Here is an 18359-nt window from a genome sequence, read left to right as displayed (position 1 = left end):
AATCGCACGGCATTTTTAATCGCGAGCGCAACGTCACGGCGCGAAGCTTTCGCTCGCGTTCGCCGCATGCAAACCCAACTGGCCGCGCTGGAAATCGAACAGCACGTCGATGTTCTGCATCGCCATCAGACCGACCACGATGCGGTTCGCGTCCGGCTTCGCTTTCACGATCGTGACCTGCGCGTTCTCGTAGCGATGCACCCACGATCCCACGCCGATCGCCGCTTCATAGTTGCCCTGATTGAGGGTCTTGCCGATATCGTCGTCGCCGGTCCAGTTCGGCGCCTTGTCGGTTTCGATGCGGATCATGCCCGAGCTGCCCGTGGCGAACACCAGCGGCGCGCAGAACGTCATCTTGTCGGCGACCCGCACGCAGCCTCTGGGCCACTGTGTCGCACCGTCGTTCGACGCGGTCATCGGCAGCATCGTGTAACCCTTCGTCAGCGCGCCCGACGGACTCAGTACAAGGTAGGGTTTCGTGACGTTCGAGCGCACCAGATAGCGTTGCCCAATGTTGCCCGGCAACGCGCGCAGCGGCTGCGTGCAGCAGTCCTCGCCAGGCAGCTCGGCGCCGATGCCGGCGATGCCCGAGAAGGCCCAACCGAATTCGCCGGTGTAGCCGTCCATCGCAACGCAACGCTTCGCTGTCGGCAGGCAGCGCACCACATCGACCGCTTGCGCGGCGATCGGCGCCGGCTTCGTGCCACCCACGCTGAACGGCAACGTCACCGCCGCGCCTACCACTTCAGCGCCGTTCGCGAACGACAACGACGTCACGTCGCCGGCGCGCGCGTAGTTCGAACCCGGCAGCGTCGACTTCAGAATGCGCACTCCTTGCGTGCCCGTGTCCAACGCGACGTAGAGCGGCTTGCCGTCGAGCTCGATCGGCAGGCCGAGGCGCGCGTGATCCTGGTCGGCACGCTCTACGTGCAGCGGAATCAGCAGGCCGTCGTTGCCGCCGTTGATCAGCGCGGCATTCTGCGCCGGCGGCGTGGGGACCGGGAAGGTGGTGGAGCAGGCGGACAAGGCGGCGAGCGCGACGCCTGCAAACAGCACTGTCGCAGTGAGACGGCGCCAATGAGCATGCAAGCGGGCATGCAAACGCGCACGCCAATTCGGGCGAATGTGCCGGCGCGCGGCATCGGGAGACGACAGGGACATAGATCACGCTTCGCAAGAAAGGCGCGGTCCCAGGACGAGGCATCACAGCGGGAGCCGTGGGCGGACAGCGCGCGCGGCCATTTCACGGGCATGCCCGCGGCGGCAGGAGCGGGGAAGCCACATGCTCGCGAATGCTTGCGCAGGCCTGCGGAAGGGAACACGCGATAACAGGAGCGGCGACTCTACATGGCCGCTCGCGTGTGATTGCAAAGATGTGTAAAGGCTGCGCGCGCGACGAGCGGACTGCGCGCACAAACGTCGATCGGCGTTCGTATCGTCGGTCAATCAGTAGTCGCGTGGGCGGCGGATTACCGTGGTCTGCGCGCGGCCCAGCGTGGCGCGATCGAGCGCGGCGGTCAGCACGCCGATCACGTCGTCGAGAGTGCGCGAGGTGACTTCGACGCGGAAGGTCACGCGCTCTTGCTGCCGGTCGATGGTGACGACGTACAGACGCAGATCGTCGCCGAGTGCTGCATGCAGCGCGCGCCGTCCGTTGGCCGACGAAATGCCGGGTATCGTGACATCGATGATGACGAGCGGCACGGCGCGATGTGTGGGGCGGCCGATGCGTGATGCGGGAGCCGCGAGCGGTGCGGGGATTGCGGACGTTGCGATGGGCGTGAGCATCATGGGAGCGCCAATCTTCTGAGACGGCGCGCATTGTTGACACCTGATCACTCTAGCCGGGCTTGGCTCAACGGCACGCAAAAGCTGCCTTGGCTGTCATCAAAATCTTGTTAACGCGGACGATATGGAGGCGTCTGTGGGTGGCCGCGTCGGCGCGCGAGGGCAGACCTGTGCCGGGCGCCGACGCAGCGTCCGGCGCCCAGCCGTTTCAAGCCTTTTGGATTGGAGCTGCCGCCGTTGCTTTCGCTTCATTCACAGCCGCGCTGACACGCTCGACGAATTCGCGATCGGTGCTCATCAACGCCTCGCGTTCACCACCGGCTGTCTGCACCATCAGACGGTGAGTGATGTCCTGCGTCACCCAAGTGAGCCAGCCGACCACGATCAGCATGACGCCACACACGATGCCCACCGGCGAGCGGAAGATTGCGCCGACAATTGCGCCGACGAGGCCGAGCAGCGAAATCGTCAGCGGCAGGACCTTGTTCTTCTGCACGGTGACGACCTGCACGCCGACGATGTCGCGCAGCGGAAAAACCTGGCCAGCCGACGAGAGGGCATTGCGCGTGACCGACACGCCACGATCATTGAAAGGGGTTTCCATCGAGTTGAATGCTAAGGGGTGGTGAAGCGGCGAGGGTAGCAGACTTCAATTGCCTAAAGTTACAGGATTTTTGCGTTGCCCGGGAGCCGCTTGTTTTCAGGGAATAGCCGAAGCTGACTAAATATATCGTGTTACGGGTTTTTGTTTCTATCTTTTGATCGTCGTTTTGGGGTCTCGTTGCGGTCGATCGCATCTCGAGCAAGAGTTCGGTTCTCGACCTTGGCGAGCTTCATCAGAGTGTTGACCGTTAGAGGACGATCCTCTGCACGGATTTTCGCAATTGCCCATTCCAAACGTCGATGCGGCATTTCCTGTCTAGCTTGGAGAAGAGCGCTCTTGAGCTTGTTGTCGCATTCTATCAAGTAGCCGGTAACGTGAAAGTTGAGACCGGCACGCTCCGCGATGACGGGTATTGTCGGCCGAATTGGGAAACCTGTTTGCTTGATGCAGGCCTCCAATGCGTTCTTTATCGCTAGACTTCTGTCTCGGTCGGCCATTGGTGCTCGACTGTCGTTGCACGTTTCCTGGCGGCGTTTGCGGACGATGTGCGACGTCGAAGCCTCATGTATCGGCTCCTCGCTTCGCGGAGCCATGCTGCGTCTCGAATCCTGGCTCGGAAAACAGGCGCCGATTGTCTCGCGTCATCCCATCGATTCACTTCCTTGCCATCGACCGTCGGTCCCGCCGACAGTTTTTGACGAATTGCCAAAGCAACTCTACTGCGCTACTGTAAGGCCAGACCTTCAAGTCGGCGACTCGAGTACTGGACACTTAGGTTAAAGGACCGCTTTCACGATAACTTCAAAATTGAAGCTCTTTGCAAGATAGCGCCGCGTGCGAGTTACGCGCGGATACACTTCAGCCTCTTGAAGTGCGTCTGACAAAGAAGTTCCCATAGCCGCGAGAGCGACGCAGAATGCCGGCGCCCTCAATGCATGTCGTCGACCCCAAGATTCAAGCGGTGCGAGCCGTTCCATCGCACGTCGGGGTCGGTAATGAAATGCATGATTTGTGCTTTTGGTGGGGGCGGTTGTGAAGGAGCGCGCGCTTCAGTAGCGCTCGAAGACAGCTTGCAACGCTTGCAAGTCGCGGGCTTGTGTCAGTGCCAGCATCAGAAGGATGCGGGCTTTTGAGGGAACCTGATCCTCGACGGTGAGCCAGCCGTAGGCGTCGTCGGGTTGCGCGCCGTTACGCAACACGATTCCGCTGCCGGTGCGCGATGCGCGCACCACATGAACGCCTCGCCGGACAGCATCGCGCAGCGGCTCGATAAGATGCGCTGCGACGTTGCCGTTGCCGGTGCCCGCATAGATCAAACCTTGCGCGCGGGCGGTGATCGCGCTCACTGCTTCCGGTTCAAGCGCGCCGTAGGCGTAGACGATGTCGACCTGGGGCAATGGCCCGAGCGTCTCGATCGACCACGGTGTCGCGAGCGTATGGGCACGCGATGGATGACGGTAGTAGCGTGGCTGACCTTCGATCACGTAACCAAGCGGGCCGTACGGTGAGCGGAACGCCTCGATCTTGAAGCTGTTGCTCTTCGCAACGTCTCGTGCGGTGTGGATTTCGTCGTTGGCGAACACGAGTGTGCCGAGGCCAACCGACGATGGGTGTGCAGCGACCGCGATCGCATCGTAGAGGTTCAGCGCCGCGTCGGAACTCATTGCCGACGGCGGGCGCATTGAGCCAACCACCACAACCGGTTTGGAGCTCTTGAGCGTGAGATGAAGGAAGTACGCGGTCTCCTCGATCGTGTCGGTTCCGTGCGCGATCACAGCGCCATCGACGTCGTGTTGCGCGAGCAGTGTGGACACGCGCTTACCGATCGCGAGCAGATGCTCGTTACTGAAATTCTCGGAGCCGTTTTGCAGCAACTGCTCCGTGCGCAGATTCGCCAGCGCGCATGCATGGGGAATTGTGCTGAGAATGTCATCGATGCCACGCACCGAACACACGTATGCGGACGTGTTGTTGGCGGCTTTGCCCTGACCGGCAATCGTGCCGCCTGTGCCGATAACGATGATGTTGGCCTTTTCTGTCATGCGATGTCGATGATGTTGGGAGAGTGGTCACGTCACGAAGCGCATCGCCTCGCGGGTTCAATGCGAAAGCGCAAATGTGCTGCGCAGTTCCTGGCCGTTGCTGCTTGCCAGCCACTGCGCGAGCAGTGCCGCTGAACCCGTCGCAAGCGTGAAGCCGAGCGCGCCATGGCCGACGTTGAGCCACAAATTGTGGTAGCGCGTCGGTCCGACGATCGGCGTGCCACGCGGCGTCGCGGGGCGCAACCCGATCCATTCGCTACCCGGACAAGATCTGACGATGTCGGGATACATTGCAGCCGCCTCTGCCCGCAGCGTCACAAGGCGTGTGGGATCGGGTTCGAGCGAATAACCGTCGATATCGGCGATGCCCGCGACGCGCAGCCGTTTGCCAAGCCGCGCATACACTACTTTGCGGGTGAAGTCGGTGATGCTTATGTGGGGCGCAGCCGTCTGCGGTTGCAGGTCGAACGTCAGGCTGTAGCCTTTGAGCGGATAGACCGGCACACGGATGGAAACAGACTTCAGTAACCGGGCCGCAGCCGCGCCTGAGGCGACGACGACATGATCGGATGCGAGCGGCGCACCGCCGCTCCAGGCTTCGACACGGCCGCCCGATTCAGCCCTCAGACAATCGATCGATGTGTTCATCAGGAACTGCACGCCGCGAGCGCGCAGCAACGCTTCGAGGCTCTTGCAGAAGCGTTGGCAATCGGCCGTGTCCTCGCTCGGCGTATAGATGCCGCCCGCGAGAGAAGGCCGCAGGTGCGCGAGCGTGGGTTCGAGTTCGATGCACGCGTTGGCGCTCAATGCCTGCTGTTCGCAGCCGAGCGTACGCTGGAATTCAAGCTGTTTGACTGCGCTCTGCATCGCACCCGCATCACGATGCAGCACGAGCTTGCCGGAGCGGACGAAATCGAAGTCGAGTGAGGGCTCGGCGGCGATCAGTTCGTGAAGCAGCGTCCGGCTCAGGAACGACAGTGACAGCAGCTTGCGTGTCGTGAGTTCGCTCTGTTCGCGCGTGCATGCTGACAGAAACTGAAAGCACCAGCGCCACTGTTCGGTGCTCAGTTTCGGGCGAAAGCGCACCGGCGAGTCGCTGCGCGTGAGCCAGCGTGGCAGCTTCGAGACCACACCGGGGCCGGCTAGCGGCGCAACATAGCTATACGATAGCTGGCCGCCGTTGCCGGAGCTGGTCTCGCTCGCCACCTCCGGATGCCGGTCTGCGATCGTGACTTCGTGGCCCGCCCGGCTCAGGTAATACGCGCTGGACAGACCAATGACGCCTGCACCGAGGATCAATATCCGCATACTGCCGCACTCGCTTTTCTTCGTGTGTTTGCATGGAGGCCGTTTGCCGCAGATGCGTCATCAACCCGTCGACCGGACTGTACGGGGCCGTCGACGTGCCGGATTGCATCGATCTGCCGGAAAGTAGAAGAATCGCGACAGGCACGTGCGAAACATGACGGTCGGCGTTGAGCCGACCCGATGGATCATGCGGCGGCAGCGCCCCGCGATGTGCGCAGCTTGCCGGGTGTCACGCCGTACGCCTCGCGAAACACGCGGATGAAATGCGCGGCGTCCGCGAATCCGCATTCGTAGGCGATGTCGGTGATCTTGCGGGTTGTATTGACGAGCATCCAGCGCGCGTAACGCAGGCGCGTGCGCCGGTAGAATTCGTTCGGTGATGCGTTCATCTCGGCCATGAACGCGCGCTCGAGATTGCGTACGCTGGTGCCGATCATCTTTGCGATGACGGCGATATTTAGCGGCGCCTCGAGGTTTTCTTCCATCAGCAGCACCGCGTGGCGCACGGTTGCATCTTCGACCGACAGGTAACCGAGCGCCGCGCGCCGCTCGACGAACGACGAGCCGCCCTGGCGGCTTACCGTCATCTGATGAATCACTTTCGATGCACGGTCGGGCCCACAGTGCAGACTGATCAGGCGCGCGGCCATTTCCACCACGGAAATGCCGCCCGCGCAGGTGATGCGGGCGCCGTCCATGAGGTAATCAGCATGCGTCATTACGCGCAGCAAGGGAAACATACGCCGGTAATCGTCGAGGTGGAAGCTGTGCACGCAGGCAACGTGGTCTTCCATCAGACCCGCGCGCGCCAGCACGAAACTACCGGTGCACACGCCGACGAGCGGAATGCCCGCGTCGGCAGCCTGTTTCAGGTAGTCCCAGTAGCGCCGGTCGACCTGATCGAGATGTGGCAGCAGGCCGCCGACCACAACGAGATAGTCGAATTGCGCGACCTCTGGAAACGTGGACTGCGCCTTTACCACAATGCCGCAGCTCGCTTCGATCAATTCGCCCTCTGTGCCGACAATCGTCCAGAGACACCGTAGCTGACGGCTCTGATCGCCACGATCGGCTGCGTGACGCAGCGCATCACACAGGCCGCCCAGCGACAGCATCGGAAAGCGCGGCCACAACAGGATGCCGACACTCAGTTCCGCGCCCGAACGGCTCGGGCGAGCCTCAAGGGTACGCGGCAACGCATCCAGTTGTTCGACCAGTTGGTGAGCGGTATCGGTCACTCGGGTGGGATCGGCGGCAGTCGGCATGCGAAAACTCGTGAGCGGGTAGCATGGATTATACGGTGGCGCATTGCGAATCGCTGCCATGTAGCCTTGCCGCAATTCTTCTATTTTCCGGCAGATCGATGCAATCCCAACGTATTGTGGCTGCATAAATTCAACCCCGCTAACGACCGGCGCCGCATTGTGAGACACAAACGATCCGACGATGGCAGGAACACTGCCGGGCATTGCAGCGGCAGACGGCCGAGTGTTTCCGATCGGCGGACGGCCATGGCCGTCCGCCCCCGGCCAACCACAACTCTTTTTTTGGGTGAAGCATGAGCAAAAGCACAAGCTTGGGTCGCGGCATGGCGACCGTCGGCATTCTGGGGACATTGGCGGCCGCTGCAGTGGGCGTCGCCCGTGCCGACGAGATGGTGAAGATCGGCGAGGCCGCGCCCGTGACGGGGCCGGCCTCATATCTCGGCAAAGACACCGAGAACGGCGCCCGCCTTGCGATTGAGGAGATCAACCAGACGGGCCTCGTGATCGGCGGAAAGAAGGTGACGTTGGTCTTCGACGCGCAGGACGATGCGGGCGACCCGCGTCAGGCCACCCAGGTCGCGCAGAAGCTGGTGGATGACAAGGTCGTTGCGGTGGTCGGCCACATGCAGTCCGGCTCGACGATTCCGGCGTCGAAGATCTACAGCGATGCAGGCATCGCGCAAGTGTCACCGTCGGCGACGAATCCGGCTTATACGCAGCAGGGCTTCAAAACCACGTATCGCGTAGTCGCCACCGATGCACAGCAAGGGCCGACGCTCGCCGACTACGCAGCGAAAACACTGAAAGTAAAGAAGGTCGCCATCGTCGACGACTCGACCGCATACGGCCAGGGTCTTGCGGTCGAATTCGAAAAGCAGGCAAAAGCCAACGGCATCACGGTCCTGTCGCACGACGCGAGCACCGACAAGGCCGTCGATTTCCGCGCGATTCTCACGAAGATCAAGGGCGAAAAGCCGGACGTGATCATGTATGGCGGGCTCGATGGCACGGGTGGCCCGTTCGCGAAACAGGCGAAGCAACTGGGCATCGCGGTGAAAGTGCTGGCCGGAGACGGCCTGTGCGCCGACGACCTCGCGAAACTCGCCGGCGATGCGGCCGATAACGTAATCTGCTCGATCGCTGGCGCGCCACTGCTGAAGATGGCCGAAGGTCCGGCGTTCGTCGAGCGCTACAAGAAACGCTTCGGTTACGCACCGGTTCTGAACTCACCGTTTGCATACGACGCGGTGGGTGTCATCGTCGATGCGATGAAGCGCGCGCAATCAACCGAGCCAGCGAAAATCCTGGCCGCGATGCCTGCGACCAATCATCAGGGGGTGCTCGGCGAGACGCAGTTCGATTCGAAGGGCGATCTGCGGCACGGCGTGATTTCGCTGTACAGGTACGTCGGCGGCAAGCAGGCGCTGCTCGACGTCGTGGAGAAATAGACAGGTCTTGGCGGTAGTTGTTGTTGTACCCGTATCAATCTGTTTCCAGTCTTGTCGTTGCTGAGCGGCACGGGAGCGTGATCCCTGTGCCGCTTTTTTATGACGTCGTGATTCCGAGGCGCACATGAAACCCGTTTGCACCGCCGCGCATTAGCGGGAACGGAGGTTCACAGAGATATAAGGAGAAGGAGGCATGGATGCTGGCGATGGCGCGCGCGATCATCTCGCGCCCCAAATTGCTGCTGCTGGACGAACCGTCGATGGGCCTGTCGCCGATCATGGTCGAGAAGATCTTCGAAGTGGTGCGGGCGATCTCGGGCGAAGGCATGACCGTGCTGCTGGTCGAGCAGAACGCGCGTCTCGCATTGCAAGCGGCGAACCGCGGCTACGTGATGGATTCGGGTCTGGTCACGATGTCCGGCGACGCGAAGCAGATGCTGGATGATCCGAAGGTGCGCGCGGCATATCTGGGTGAATAGCATGTGCGCGCGCCCTGCGGGACGCCATCTCGGCAAACTTGAAGAGGTGGGTGATTCATTGTCGAGTGTTGTACGAGCGACAGGCCGGTAGGAACTACAAATCGGACATCCACCTCCGCAACCTGAGGGTCCGTGAAGTGTCGGTCAGCGCCCGCCGACCTACACCCCGATGTCGCCTTGGTGCAGCGCGAACGCGATCTGCCTTTCGGTGACTTTGACTTCTTCAAGACCAGCGGCCCTTCTTGGGCACGAGTGTCGCCGGAAACTCTCTAGCTCAAAACTATCCGGTTTCTTTGGAGCAGGTCGTGTTCAATCTTCGCAAGCGGCCGCATCGGCTATTCTGAGATGCGATGGTCTTTTGCAATCGGAGTTGTCGTAGTATCCAGCATCGTCGTAGCTTCGTTTCAACGGAAACTGAGCCACCATCGTTTTGGTTCATATAGAAGGAGGTTCCATGCATTGCTCTCGTATCCTGCGCTATGCGGTCGCGCTTGTCCCACTGTTCGGCGGCCTGGCACAGGCGGATGACATTGTTACATCCTGGAATTCGGTGCATCTTCCGCCGTCGCCGCCTCTGACCTCGGTAACGGTCGATCCCGCCCATACCGCGCTGCTCGTGCTCGATTTCGACACTGGAAATTGCACGACGACGCAGCGGCCGACTTGTTTCGCTTCGTTACCGAAGGTCGCCGCATTGCTCGACGCTGCGCGCCGGCACAAGATGATGGTCGTCTACAGCACGACACCGACGGGGTCGATCAAGTCGGTGCCTCCAATGCTTGCGCCCAAGGGTGAGGAGACGGTAGTGCACTCGGGCGTCGACAAGTTTCTTGGCACCAACTTGGAAGCTGCACTGAAGGCGAAACACATCCATACCGTAATCGTCACCGGAACCGTCGCACAGGGCGCGGTTCTTTACACCGCAAGCGCCGCATCATTGCGCGGCTTCAAAGTGGCGGTGCCGGTCGACACGCTCTCGGCCCCGGACCCGTTCGCCGAATTGTCCGCGACATGGATTCTGTCAAACGCACCGGCCAGCGTGGCGAAGAATATGAATGTGACGCGCTCCGACATGGTCCAGTTTTGATTGATGATCGTGCTGCGGCGCGATCCGCATCCGGGACGCCCGGCACGCTCGCACACGAATGGTGACGAGGTGCGCCCCCTCCGTCGCTTCGCGAGCAGACGACCCAGCGGATCGGCCGGATGGGGCGCGACAATCTCCCCGTTCATCGAGCACCTCGAGCTCGATGAACGGCGTTTGTCGAGGACGTCAAGGGGCAAACGTTTGCCGCGATCACACGCTCATCTCAATGTAGATCGCAACTGACATCATGGACTCGCATCAACCTGCATGAAGAGACGCGTGAGGGCGGAAGACGGCCCTTAAGCGGCCAAACGTCCTTCCCAACAGCGGACATGCGCGCTTCGATTTGTTCAAGAAGACTTCGCCCCAAAACCTGATCAGGCTCAGAAGCCCGGGCTAAATAGAGAAACCTGCCGAAGGAGTCAGCCAACGATTAATATCAGTCAATTTTTACGGAGGCTCCATTGGGATATCTCGTTGTTCTTGGCATAGGACTATTGGCCGGCGTCCTGAGCGGTGTAATCGGCACGGGTTCTTCAATGATGCTCATGCCCGTACTGGTGATCCTGTACGGGCCAAAACAGGCTGTGCCCATCATGGCTGTTGCCGCCATCATGGGAAACCTTGGTAAGGTCCTTTCCTGGTGGCGCGAGATCGACTGGCGAGCCTGCTTCGCTTACTGCATCACGGCCGTGCCGGGCGCAATGCTTGGCGTGCGTACGTTGCTCGCACTGCCACCACATGCCGTTGCGATTGCGTTGGGGATCTTCTTCATTGCCATGGTGCCCATGCGTCGTTGGCTTTCTCGCCGATCGATCCGATTTTCCCTCGGGCAGCTGTCGATGATAGGCGCGGTCGTTGGCTTTTTGACAGGTATTGTTGTTTCAACCGGACCGATCACCGTGCCGGTGTTTATGGGTTACGGGCTCGTGAAAGGCGCATTCCTCGCGACCGAGGCCGCCGGTTCTTTGGCAGTGTATGGCGCCAAGGTCACAGTGTTTCAATATTTTGGCGTTCTTCCCGAGCGCGTCATTGCTGATGGACTGCTCGTGGGCGCCTCGCTGATGCTCGGAACCTTTGCTGCGCGGCGCATCGTTGCGCAGATGTCTGCGAGTACCTTCAGGCTCGTGGTTGACGGGTTGATGCTCTCGTCGGGCTTGTCGTTGCTTTGGTCAGCCGGGCGGTGATACACGCGACGATGTCAAGCCGCGCGATATTGTCGGCGATCCAAGCGTTTGCAAGGAATGCCCGAAATTGGCCGGACCCGGAAGTTCGAAGAGAAGCAGCGCACCGGCACCACCGAGTCAGCCCTGAATTTCCGTGATCGCCCCGTTCCTGTCACACAAGACGGATTTTCGCACGTCGGGTTTCGGATCGATCTGCGATGTCCGCCGATGCGCCCGCCAATCCCGCGCAGCATTCAAACAACGATTAAAATACGCGCGTCGTCAGTGGGCTGTGCTGGATCAATGCTGGCCTGAGTAGGGCTCATACAAGCTAACGGGCAGGGAGAGGATGAAAGACAGGGCAACCGTTCTGTGTGTTCGGGATGACCGTATTTTGCTGGTTGCCAGGGAAAGGTCGAGATGGGCGCTGCCGGGCGGAAGAATTCGTCGAGACGAGGCGCCCCATGAAGCCGCGCTGCGGGAGCTGGAAGAAGAGACCACGCTCGTCGCGGATGAGCTAATGTATCTTTTCCAGTTTAACGGCTTCAACACGCAGCACCAGGTATTCTTCGCTGAGGTGGCATCTGACCTAACTGCACAGCCTCGCAACGAAATCGCGAGGTGCACGTGGTTCGCCCCGGTCAAAATAGCGACGCTCTCCGCCAGTGTGCCTACCCGTGGCATCGTGGAGCTATTCTTCCGACACATCGGCGTTCCGGAACCGGACGACACCCGGCGGATGTCACGGCATGTGGGCGGGGTGACGCCATGAGCCGCACTTATCACTATCACGGGTTCGACATTGAAGTGGCCGTTGAGACGGACTTCAGTTGGAAGGCCGAACGCAGCACGACAACCACCGTCGGATTTGTGGCGGTCGTGAGGATCACCAAGGCCAGTGCCTCTGTCGCGGTGTTCTCCCCGCTGCGTTTTGGCGAATCCAAGGGCAAGCCATTTATCAGTGAAGCCGATGCGCTCATGGGCGGCTATAGTGCCGGACGACGTATCGTTGATGACTTGTTCAATTCGTAACCCTGTGCCCTGATGGTTGTGAGTGAGTGGTCAACACGCGGCCATTGCCACCATTACATGCGTGTCACGAATGCGCTTTTTCAACACCCAAAAAGCCGCTAGGGGAAACCACTATTCTTCCAAAAATGCCCGTCACGTATTTTATTCTGCTGTTGATTCCGGCATAACCAATCGACCGCGGCTGTTCCGCTTCCTGCCCTCAGTTCAGGACTGGCGGATATGAGTGCCATGTACGGTTACATTCACTTCGAACGCGCAACCGCTTTCGTCGACTCGCGCGGTGGTTCTTGGTCCACGTATTTTCAGGGAAACGATGACCACCGGAACTCGTAAAAGCGGTTTTTCCTCGCTTGGGCCCATCTCCTGGGGCACCCATCTGTGTCACTTCTACGAATCACGAGGCGAATTACTCAGTGTCACGGCGGAATTCCTGCACGCCGGACTCGCCAATCGCGAAGCCGGCGTATGGGTCGCGCCGGCGTTACTGGGACCGGACAAAGCTCGCCATATGCTCACGCGGGCGGTGCCCGCACTCGCTGAATACGCCGACTCCGGCCAGTTGCAGATTCTCGATGGCGCGCAGCTGTATGCACCGCCTAAAGCCGGCTTCAACGGCGGCGCCACAGTGAGCTTGTGGTCGGCGGCGATCAACGACGCGTTGGGGCGCGGCTTCGAAGGGCTGCGGGTCGCTGGCGACGCCGTCTGCAACGAAAACCCCGATTGGGCCGCTGTGGTCGACTATGAAGCGACGCTGAAGCAGCAGCTCGCCGCGCGTCCGATCATCGGTTTATGCACGTACGGCGTGCAGCAGTCAGGCCGTGCAAGTGCAGTCGCGCTCGAACGCCAAGGCTGCCGCTTCCGTGTCCACCTCTGCCGCGCCGTCGCTGCAACGCGGCATGCTGTTCGAAGAGGTGCCAGCGGACCGGCTGCGCATCGTGCGTGAACTGGACTGCGTGTCGCTGCACGCGAGCCACCGGTATCTGAGCGAGCCGCTGGTCGCGCAGATTCGCGCGGCCGGGCTGCGCGTGCTGGCCTACACGGTGAACGATTCCGCGCGTGCACAACTGCTCGCGCAAGGGGGCGTCGACATGACTTGCACGGATCGCATCGACAGACTGCAACACGACATGTTGCCCATGCCGGCGAACCTGGCCTGAGAACGACGCGGGTGCGCGAGTGCGGCACTGCGCTGGCGCGTGCCCTGGAGCTCAAATCAGAAAGTTTCCAAACGTAGCAATTTCGGCAGAGGATGGGGAAGACTATGAACCGCACCGCGTTAGCTCGTTTACTTTCGATGTCAGCCGTCGCGGGTGTCGCCGCCGCGGGCGTCGGCAGCGCTTCGGCCGCGCCACTCGACGCACTGATCGCCGCTGCGAAGCAGGAAGGCCAGCTTACCGTGATCGCATTGCCGCACGACTGGTGCAACTACGGGCAACTGGTCGCGGGCTTCCAGAAGAAGTACGGCATCAAGATCAACGAGCTGAATCCGGATGCGGGCTCGGGCGACGAAATCGAATCCATCAAGGCGAACAAGGGCAACAAAGGTCCGCAAGCGCCGGACGTAATCGACGTGGGCCTGTCGTTCGGTCCGTCCGCGAAGGCTGCGGGATTGCTGCAGCCGTATAAGGTCGCAACGTGGAACGCGATCCCCGCGGAGTCGAAAGATGCCGACGGCTACTGGTACGGCGATTACTATGGCGTGCTGTCGTTTGAAGTGAACGCCGACATGATCGACAAGGCGCCGTCTGACTGGAGCGATCTGCTCAAGTCCGACTATAAGAACGCCGTCTCGCTGGCGGGCGACCCGCGCTCGGCCAATCAGGCGATCCAGGCCGTGTATGCAGCCGGCTTGTCGCAAAGCAAGGGCGACGCCAGCAAGGCCGACCAGGCCGGCCTCAAATTCTTCGCCGACCTGAACAGGAACGGCAACTTCGTGCCGGTGATCGGCAAGGCCGCGTCGCTCGCGCAAGGCACTACGCCGATCATCGTGCGCTGGGACTACAACGCGCTCGCCGACCGCGACACGCTGAAGGGCAATCCGAAGGTGCAGGTGGTGATTCCGAAAACAGGCGTAGTCGCCGGCGTGTATGTTCAGGCAATCAGCGCGTACGCGCCGCATCCGAACGCGGCCAAGCTGTGGATGGAATATCTGTACTCGGACGAAGGCCAGATCGGCTGGCTGACGGGCTACTGCCACCCGATGCGCTACAACGAGCTGGTGGCCGCGAAGAAAGTGCCGCAAGCGCTGCTCGACAAGCTGCCGCCGCCGTCGTCGTATAAGAACGTGGTGTTCCCGACGCTGCCCCAACAGGACGCCTCCAAAGACACCATCACGAAGCACTGGAACGACGCGGTCGGCGCGAACGTCAAGTAAGTGGCGTGGCTGAAGTCGTCGCGGCTCTGGAGCGTATGCACCGCGACGTCGAACCGTAGCGAAAAGTTGTGCCGTCGCGCGCCGCTCATTCCGGGTGGCGCGCGTTGCGTTAGCCAGAAAGCCCCAAGGGTGAGCTATGAGCGCTTCATCGGATGCCGGGTCTGTGCAGCCGGAATTGCTGGTTCCACCAGCGCTAACGCCAACGCCTCGCGTCGACGGTCCGGGCCGCGCGTCGCAGTGGCTCGCGTGGATCGGCGTGATGCCGTTCTTCACGTTTGCGCTGATGTTCCTGATTCTGCCGACCGGCTTTCTGATGATCGGCGCGTTCCAGGACTCGCAAGGCCACTTCACGCTCGCCAATTTCCGCGAGCTGTTCCAGCCGACCGTGATGGACGCTTACTGGATCAGCTTCAAGGTGAGCGCCGCGTCCGCGCTCGGCGGCGCGTTGATCGGTTCGCTGCTCGCGTGGGCGGCGGTGCAGGGCAAACTGCCGGGCTGGATTCGTCCGACCTTGATGACGTTTTCCGGCGTCGCGTCGAACTTTGCCGGCGTGCCACTCGCGTTCGCGTTCATCTGCACGCTGGGACGGGTCGGGCTCGTCACGGTACTGCTGAAGAAGTACCTCGGCTTCAATCTGTACGCGACGGGATTCAGCATTCTGAGTTTCTCCGGCCTGACGCTGACCTACCTGTACTTCCAGGTTCCGTTGATGGTGCTGATCGTCACGCCCGCGCTCGACGGCCTGAGGCGCGAATGGCGCGAGGCCTGCGATTGCCTCGGCGGTACTCCGTATCAATACTGGCGCTACGTCGCGCTGCCAGTGTTGTGGCCGAGCGTGCTCGGCGCGACGCTGCTGCTGTTCGCCAATGCGTTCGGCGCGGTCGCCACGGCTTACGCGCTGACCGGCAGCTCGCTGAATATCGTCACGATCCTGCTGTTCGCACAGATTCGCGGCGACGTGATGCACAACCAGAACCTCGGCTACGCGCTCGCGCTAGGGATGGTGCTCGTGACTGGTCTGTCGAATGGCGGCTACATCTGGCTGCGTTCGCACGCTGAAAGGGGGCGTCGATGAAAAGCCAGTCGCGGGTGGGAGCATGGACCGCGGTGATCGTCGGTTCGCTGTACTTTCTGATTCCGTTGATCGCGACGTTCGAGTTCAGCTTGCGGATGAAGCGCGGCACGTACAGCTTCGAGGCGTATCGCGTCGTGCTGGCCGATCCGCATTTTCAGGCTTCGTTCGGCTACTCGATTCTGATGGCAATCCTGACGATCGTCGTCGGCGTGTTGCTGGTGGTGCCGACCGCTTACTGGGTCCAGTTGCGTTTGCCGAAGCTGCGGCCGGTGGTCGAATTCATCACGCTGTTGCCGCTGGTGGTGCCGGCGATCGTGATCGTGTTCGGCTATCTGCGCATCTATAACAGCAGTTCGATTCTGCCGTTCACCGGGAACGAGCGCGCGACCGATCTGCTGCTGGTGTTCGGCTACGTGACGCTGTCGCTGCCATATATGTACCGCGCGGTCGACGCCGGCCTGCGCGCAGTCGACGTGCGCTCGCTCACCGAAGCGGCGGAGTGCCTCGGCGCGAACTGGCCAACCATTCTGTTCAAGGTGATTTTCCCGAATATCCGCTCGGGCATTCTGTCAGGCGCGTTTCTCACCTTTGCCGTGGTGATCGGCGAGTTCACGTTGGCGAGCCTGCTCGACCGGCCTGCGTTCGGCCCGTATCTGCAATTGATCGGTGCGAACCGCGCCTATGAACCGTCGGCGCTCGCGATCATCGCGTTCGCGATCACGTGGGCGTCGATGGGTTTGATTCAGGTATTCGGCTCGGCCCGCGCGTTGAGCGGCCAGAACATTTGACGCACTGAGTTTGACGCACTGAGGCAGCGAATCATGGCATTCCTTGAGATCGAAAACCTGCACAAGTCGTTCGGGGCGAACACGGCGCTGCATCACTTCGACATGCAGATCGAACGCGGCGAGTTCGTCACGTTCCTCGGGCCGTCCGGTTGCGGCAAGACCACCGTGCTGCGGATGATCGCCGGCTTCGAAACGCCGACACGCGGCATCATCCGGATGGACGACCAGGACGTCACGCACCTTCGCACGCGGCAGCGCAAAGTCGGCATGGTGTTTCAGGCGTATGCGCTGTTTCCGAACATGACCGTCGCCGACAACATCGGCTTCGGGCTGAAGATTGCGCATCGGCCGCAGGCGGAGATCAGCAAGCGCGTCCACGAGATGCTGGAACTGATCAAACTGCCGCAGCTCGGTGAACGTTATCCGTGGCAGCTGTCGGGCGGCCAGCAGCAGCGCGTGGCATTGGCGCGCGCGCTGGCCGGCAGGCCGCAAGTGCTGCTGCTCGACGAACCGCTGTCGGCGCTCGACGCGAAGATTCGCATTTCGTTGCGTCAGGACATTCGCGCGTTGCAGCGCGAACTCGGCATCACGTCGATTTTCGTCACGCACGATCAGGAAGAGGCGCTGTCGATTTCCGACCGCATCGTCGTGATGAACGAGGGCCGCGTCGAACAGATCGGCTCGCCGTCCGAGATCTACAACTATCCGCGCACGCGCTTTGTCGCGTCGTTCGTCGGCACGCTGAACATTCTGGCCGGGCACGTGGTCGATCCGGCGACCGGCAGGATGGCGGTGGACGGTCAGGAGTTGACCACCACCCAGGCACTGCCGGCGGACGACGCGGGCAAGCGGCGTCTGCTCGCGCTGCGGCCCGAGGCGATCGTGCTGGAGCCGGCCTCGCCCGGCCGCAACACGCTGAACGCGACCGTCGAAGAGGTGAATTTCCTCGGCGCGGTTGTGCGCATCAGAACGCGCGTGAAAGACGCGGTGATTTCGCTCGACGTGTTCAACGACCCGAATCGCGGTTTGCCCGAACGGGGGCAGCCCGTCTCGCTGGGTTTCTCGCACGAGAATCTGCTGGTGCTGGAGGAGGGCGGCGTCTAGGAACCGGCGGGTCGACTAGTACGACCGTACAAAGGTTCGTTTCGTCGACCGCATCGCGGGCTGATTCGCTCCAGCGTATGGGCGCGCACCGCATCGAGCACTGCCTGATCCGACCACGGCGCGTCGGCTACGAAGTGATGCAGGCGCTGATGCTCCGAGCGCACCCGGGTGGGTGCCAGTTGCACTGCCATGCGCTCCACGCTTTTACGCTTGACCGGCAGCGGCAACCCCGTGCAGAACCACGAAACGGTTCGACACGATCGGCGTGCCCAAGCGTCAGTGCAATCAGCGACACGTATTCTTCAAACCGTTCCGTTGAGATTCCCACCGCATTCCTCACAGGCCACTTGAAGAAAAGCGAAGAGTGCTTATTTTTAGCACAGTCGTACTAGGGCTCAGTGCGGCCACGAGCCGTCATTCGCTTACTCGATTGCCCGGACATTCAAGCGGCGGCTCCGCTCGGAAAACTGCCAGACAGCCTGTGAGTGCATTCCGGCCTTTGTGCCGACATTCGGGTTTGGGCGTCGGTGATGCGGCTACAGGTTGGCGGACATTCGGCGCTCCGCAGTCGCGAATGGCCTGTGTCAATGCCAGCGGATGCGTACCGTCGTCTGCCCGTGCCTCATGCAAGCATGGATGAATCCATCGGACCGCCGCGCCGCATAGCGCCCCCCGAACTCGCCGAGCTCGCGCTGGCCGGCATCATCCGTGACGTCGCGCGCAGGCGTCCTCCCTTCAAGCGGGCGTTCGCCCATACGACGCCTGCTGCTGCCGAAAATCGCGCGGACTCACCCGCTCA

Annotated in this window: 18 protein-coding genes and 2 pseudogenes; 12 read left to right on the top strand and 8 right to left on the bottom strand. The window is 61.4% G+C overall.

Annotated features, from left to right (window positions below):
* Nucleotides 1-33: 33 nt before the first annotated feature.
* The 7 genes from P0D89_RS28840 to P0D89_RS28810 form a co-directional block, all read right to left on the bottom strand.
* The gene (locus P0D89_RS28840) at nucleotides 34-1161 is read right to left on the bottom strand and encodes a hypothetical protein (protein WP_408362498.1); all 1128 of its coding nucleotides are present in this window, start codon (nucleotides 1159-1161) and stop codon (nucleotides 34-36) included.
* 285 nt (nucleotides 1162-1446) lie between these two features.
* Complete coding sequence (locus P0D89_RS28835; protein ID WP_408362499.1) at nucleotides 1447-1791, bottom strand: hypothetical protein; 345 nt, start codon at nucleotides 1789-1791, stop codon at nucleotides 1447-1449.
* Nucleotides 1792-1996: 205 nt separating this feature from the next.
* Nucleotides 1997-2392: a DUF6232 family protein gene (locus P0D89_RS28830; protein WP_408362500.1), complete on the bottom strand. Its 396-nt coding sequence runs from the start codon at nucleotides 2390-2392 to the stop codon at nucleotides 1997-1999.
* Nucleotides 2393-2523: 131 nt separating this feature from the next.
* Nucleotides 2524-2889: a hypothetical protein gene (locus tag P0D89_RS28825; protein WP_408362501.1), complete on the bottom strand. Its 366-nt coding sequence runs from the start codon at nucleotides 2887-2889 to the stop codon at nucleotides 2524-2526.
* Between the two features lie 552 nt (nucleotides 2890-3441).
* Nucleotides 3442-4434 carry an asparaginase gene (locus tag P0D89_RS28820; RefSeq protein ID WP_408362502.1) on the bottom strand — a complete coding sequence of 331 codons (993 nt, stop codon included), beginning with the start codon at nucleotides 4432-4434 and terminating at the stop codon, nucleotides 3442-3444.
* A gap of 57 nt (nucleotides 4435-4491) precedes the next feature.
* Nucleotides 4492-5742 carry a D-amino acid dehydrogenase gene (locus P0D89_RS28815; RefSeq protein ID WP_408362503.1) on the bottom strand — a complete coding sequence of 417 codons (1251 nt, stop codon included), beginning with the start codon at nucleotides 5740-5742 and terminating at the stop codon, nucleotides 4492-4494.
* A gap of 185 nt (nucleotides 5743-5927) precedes the next feature.
* A complete protein-coding gene (locus tag P0D89_RS28810; RefSeq protein ID WP_408362504.1) occupies nucleotides 5928-7007 on the bottom strand; it encodes a GlxA family transcriptional regulator in 1080 nt (359 codons plus the stop codon).
* A 323-nt stretch (nucleotides 7008-7330) separates the two neighbouring features.
* Here P0D89_RS28810 and P0D89_RS28805 point away from each other — a divergent pair, with 323 nt between their 5' ends.
* The 12 genes and pseudogenes from P0D89_RS28805 to P0D89_RS28750 all read left to right on the top strand — a co-directional run bounded on the left by P0D89_RS28805 (nucleotide 7331) and on the right by P0D89_RS28750 (nucleotide 17560).
* Nucleotides 7331-8455, top strand: a complete 1125-nt coding sequence (locus P0D89_RS28805) for a branched-chain amino acid ABC transporter substrate-binding protein (protein ID WP_408362517.1) — start codon at nucleotides 7331-7333, stop codon at nucleotides 8453-8455.
* Nucleotides 8456-8643: 188 nt separating this feature from the next.
* Nucleotides 8644-8934, top strand: a pseudogene (locus P0D89_RS28800) (ATP-binding cassette domain-containing protein); the annotation flags it as partial.
* Nucleotides 8935-9388: 454 nt separating this feature from the next.
* Complete coding sequence (locus P0D89_RS28795; protein ID WP_408362505.1) at nucleotides 9389-10021, top strand: isochorismatase family protein; 633 nt, start codon at nucleotides 9389-9391, stop codon at nucleotides 10019-10021.
* Nucleotides 10022-10485: 464 nt separating this feature from the next.
* Entirely contained in the window at nucleotides 10486-11208 is a 723-nt protein-coding gene (locus tag P0D89_RS28790) for a sulfite exporter TauE/SafE family protein (protein WP_408362506.1), read from the top strand.
* Nucleotides 11209-11536: 328 nt separating this feature from the next.
* Complete coding sequence (locus tag P0D89_RS28785; RefSeq protein WP_408362507.1) at nucleotides 11537-11959, top strand: NUDIX hydrolase; 423 nt, start codon at nucleotides 11537-11539, stop codon at nucleotides 11957-11959.
* Nucleotides 11956-12219, top strand: coding sequence for a hypothetical protein (locus tag P0D89_RS28780; protein WP_408362508.1), 264 nt, complete (start codon nucleotides 11956-11958; stop codon nucleotides 12217-12219). Before P0D89_RS28785 ends, P0D89_RS28780 begins: the two co-directional genes overlap by 4 nt.
* A gap of 313 nt (nucleotides 12220-12532) precedes the next feature.
* The gene (locus tag P0D89_RS28775; RefSeq protein ID WP_408362509.1) at nucleotides 12533-13162 is read left to right on the top strand and encodes an MEDS domain-containing protein; all 630 of its coding nucleotides are present in this window, start codon (nucleotides 12533-12535) and stop codon (nucleotides 13160-13162) included.
* Nucleotides 13089-13376 (top strand): annotated as a pseudogene (locus tag P0D89_RS28770) (glycerophosphodiester phosphodiesterase family protein); the annotation flags it as partial. The gene P0D89_RS28775 and the pseudogene P0D89_RS28770, both read left to right, overlap by 74 nt.
* Before the next feature lie 104 nt (nucleotides 13377-13480).
* Nucleotides 13481-14593 carry an ABC transporter substrate-binding protein gene (locus tag P0D89_RS28765; RefSeq protein WP_408362510.1) on the top strand — a complete coding sequence of 371 codons (1113 nt, stop codon included), beginning with the start codon at nucleotides 13481-13483 and terminating at the stop codon, nucleotides 14591-14593.
* A 136-nt stretch (nucleotides 14594-14729) separates the two neighbouring features.
* On the top strand, nucleotides 14730-15668 hold the full coding sequence (locus tag P0D89_RS28760; RefSeq protein ID WP_408362511.1) for an ABC transporter permease: 939 nt from the start codon (nucleotides 14730-14732) through the stop codon (nucleotides 15666-15668).
* A complete protein-coding gene (locus P0D89_RS28755; protein ID WP_149676576.1) occupies nucleotides 15665-16456 on the top strand; it encodes an ABC transporter permease in 792 nt (263 codons plus the stop codon). Before P0D89_RS28760 ends, P0D89_RS28755 begins: the two co-directional genes overlap by 4 nt.
* A 33-nt stretch (nucleotides 16457-16489) precedes the next feature.
* A complete protein-coding gene (locus P0D89_RS28750; protein WP_408362512.1) occupies nucleotides 16490-17560 on the top strand; it encodes an ABC transporter ATP-binding protein in 1071 nt (356 codons plus the stop codon).
* Here P0D89_RS28750 and P0D89_RS28745 read toward each other — a convergent pair.
* A complete protein-coding gene (locus P0D89_RS28745; protein ID WP_459252675.1) occupies nucleotides 17557-17760 on the bottom strand; it encodes a hypothetical protein in 204 nt (67 codons plus the stop codon). The two genes, P0D89_RS28750 and P0D89_RS28745, sit on opposite strands and share 4 nt — an antisense overlap.
* Nucleotides 17761-18359: the final 599 nt, after the last annotated feature.

It is taken from the genome of Paraburkholderia sp. RL18-085-BIA-A, from assembly GCF_046027075.1.
In the GTDB taxonomy this organism is placed as follows: Bacteria; Pseudomonadota; Gammaproteobacteria; order Burkholderiales; family Burkholderiaceae; genus Paraburkholderia.
The sequence above is the reverse complement of the archived record's forward strand: the minus strand, read 5'-3'. Positions and strand labels throughout refer to the sequence as shown.

What these genes read in the sequence shown, in the direction of transcription:
- P0D89_RS28840 (WP_408362498.1), bottom strand. Translation starts at nt 1,161, where the DNA reads ATGTCCCTGTCGTCTCCCGATGCCGCGCGCCGGCACATTCGCCCGAAT.
- P0D89_RS28835 (WP_408362499.1), bottom strand. Translation starts at nt 1,791, where the DNA reads ATGATGCTCACGCCCATCGCAACGTCCGCAATCCCCGCACCGCTCGCG.
- P0D89_RS28830 (WP_408362500.1), bottom strand. Translation starts at nt 2,392, where the DNA reads ATGGAAACCCCTTTCAATGATCGTGGCGTGTCGGTCACGCGCAATGCC.
- P0D89_RS28825 (WP_408362501.1), bottom strand. Translation starts at nt 2,889, where the DNA reads ATGGCCGACCGAGACAGAAGTCTAGCGATAAAGAACGCATTGGAGGCC.
- P0D89_RS28820 (WP_408362502.1), bottom strand. Translation starts at nt 4,434, where the DNA reads ATGACAGAAAAGGCCAACATCATCGTTATCGGCACAGGCGGCACGATT.
- P0D89_RS28815 (WP_408362503.1), bottom strand. Translation starts at nt 5,742, where the DNA reads ATGCGGATATTGATCCTCGGTGCAGGCGTCATTGGTCTGTCCAGCGCG.
- P0D89_RS28810 (WP_408362504.1), bottom strand. Translation starts at nt 7,007, where the DNA reads ATGCCGACTGCCGCCGATCCCACCCGAGTGACCGATACCGCTCACCAA.
- P0D89_RS28805 (WP_408362517.1), top strand. Translation starts at nt 7,331, where the DNA reads ATGGCGACCGTCGGCATTCTGGGGACATTGGCGGCCGCTGCAGTGGGC.
- P0D89_RS28795 (WP_408362505.1), top strand. Translation starts at nt 9,389, where the DNA reads ATGCATTGCTCTCGTATCCTGCGCTATGCGGTCGCGCTTGTCCCACTG.
- P0D89_RS28785 (WP_408362507.1), top strand. Translation starts at nt 11,537, where the DNA reads ATGAAAGACAGGGCAACCGTTCTGTGTGTTCGGGATGACCGTATTTTG.
- P0D89_RS28780 (WP_408362508.1), top strand. Translation starts at nt 11,956, where the DNA reads ATGAGCCGCACTTATCACTATCACGGGTTCGACATTGAAGTGGCCGTT.
- P0D89_RS28775 (WP_408362509.1), top strand. Translation starts at nt 12,533, where the DNA reads ATGACCACCGGAACTCGTAAAAGCGGTTTTTCCTCGCTTGGGCCCATC.
- P0D89_RS28765 (WP_408362510.1), top strand. Translation starts at nt 13,481, where the DNA reads ATGAACCGCACCGCGTTAGCTCGTTTACTTTCGATGTCAGCCGTCGCG.
- P0D89_RS28760 (WP_408362511.1), top strand. Translation starts at nt 14,730, where the DNA reads ATGAGCGCTTCATCGGATGCCGGGTCTGTGCAGCCGGAATTGCTGGTT.
- P0D89_RS28755 (WP_149676576.1), top strand. Translation starts at nt 15,665, where the DNA reads ATGAAAAGCCAGTCGCGGGTGGGAGCATGGACCGCGGTGATCGTCGGT.
- P0D89_RS28750 (WP_408362512.1), top strand. Translation starts at nt 16,490, where the DNA reads ATGGCATTCCTTGAGATCGAAAACCTGCACAAGTCGTTCGGGGCGAAC.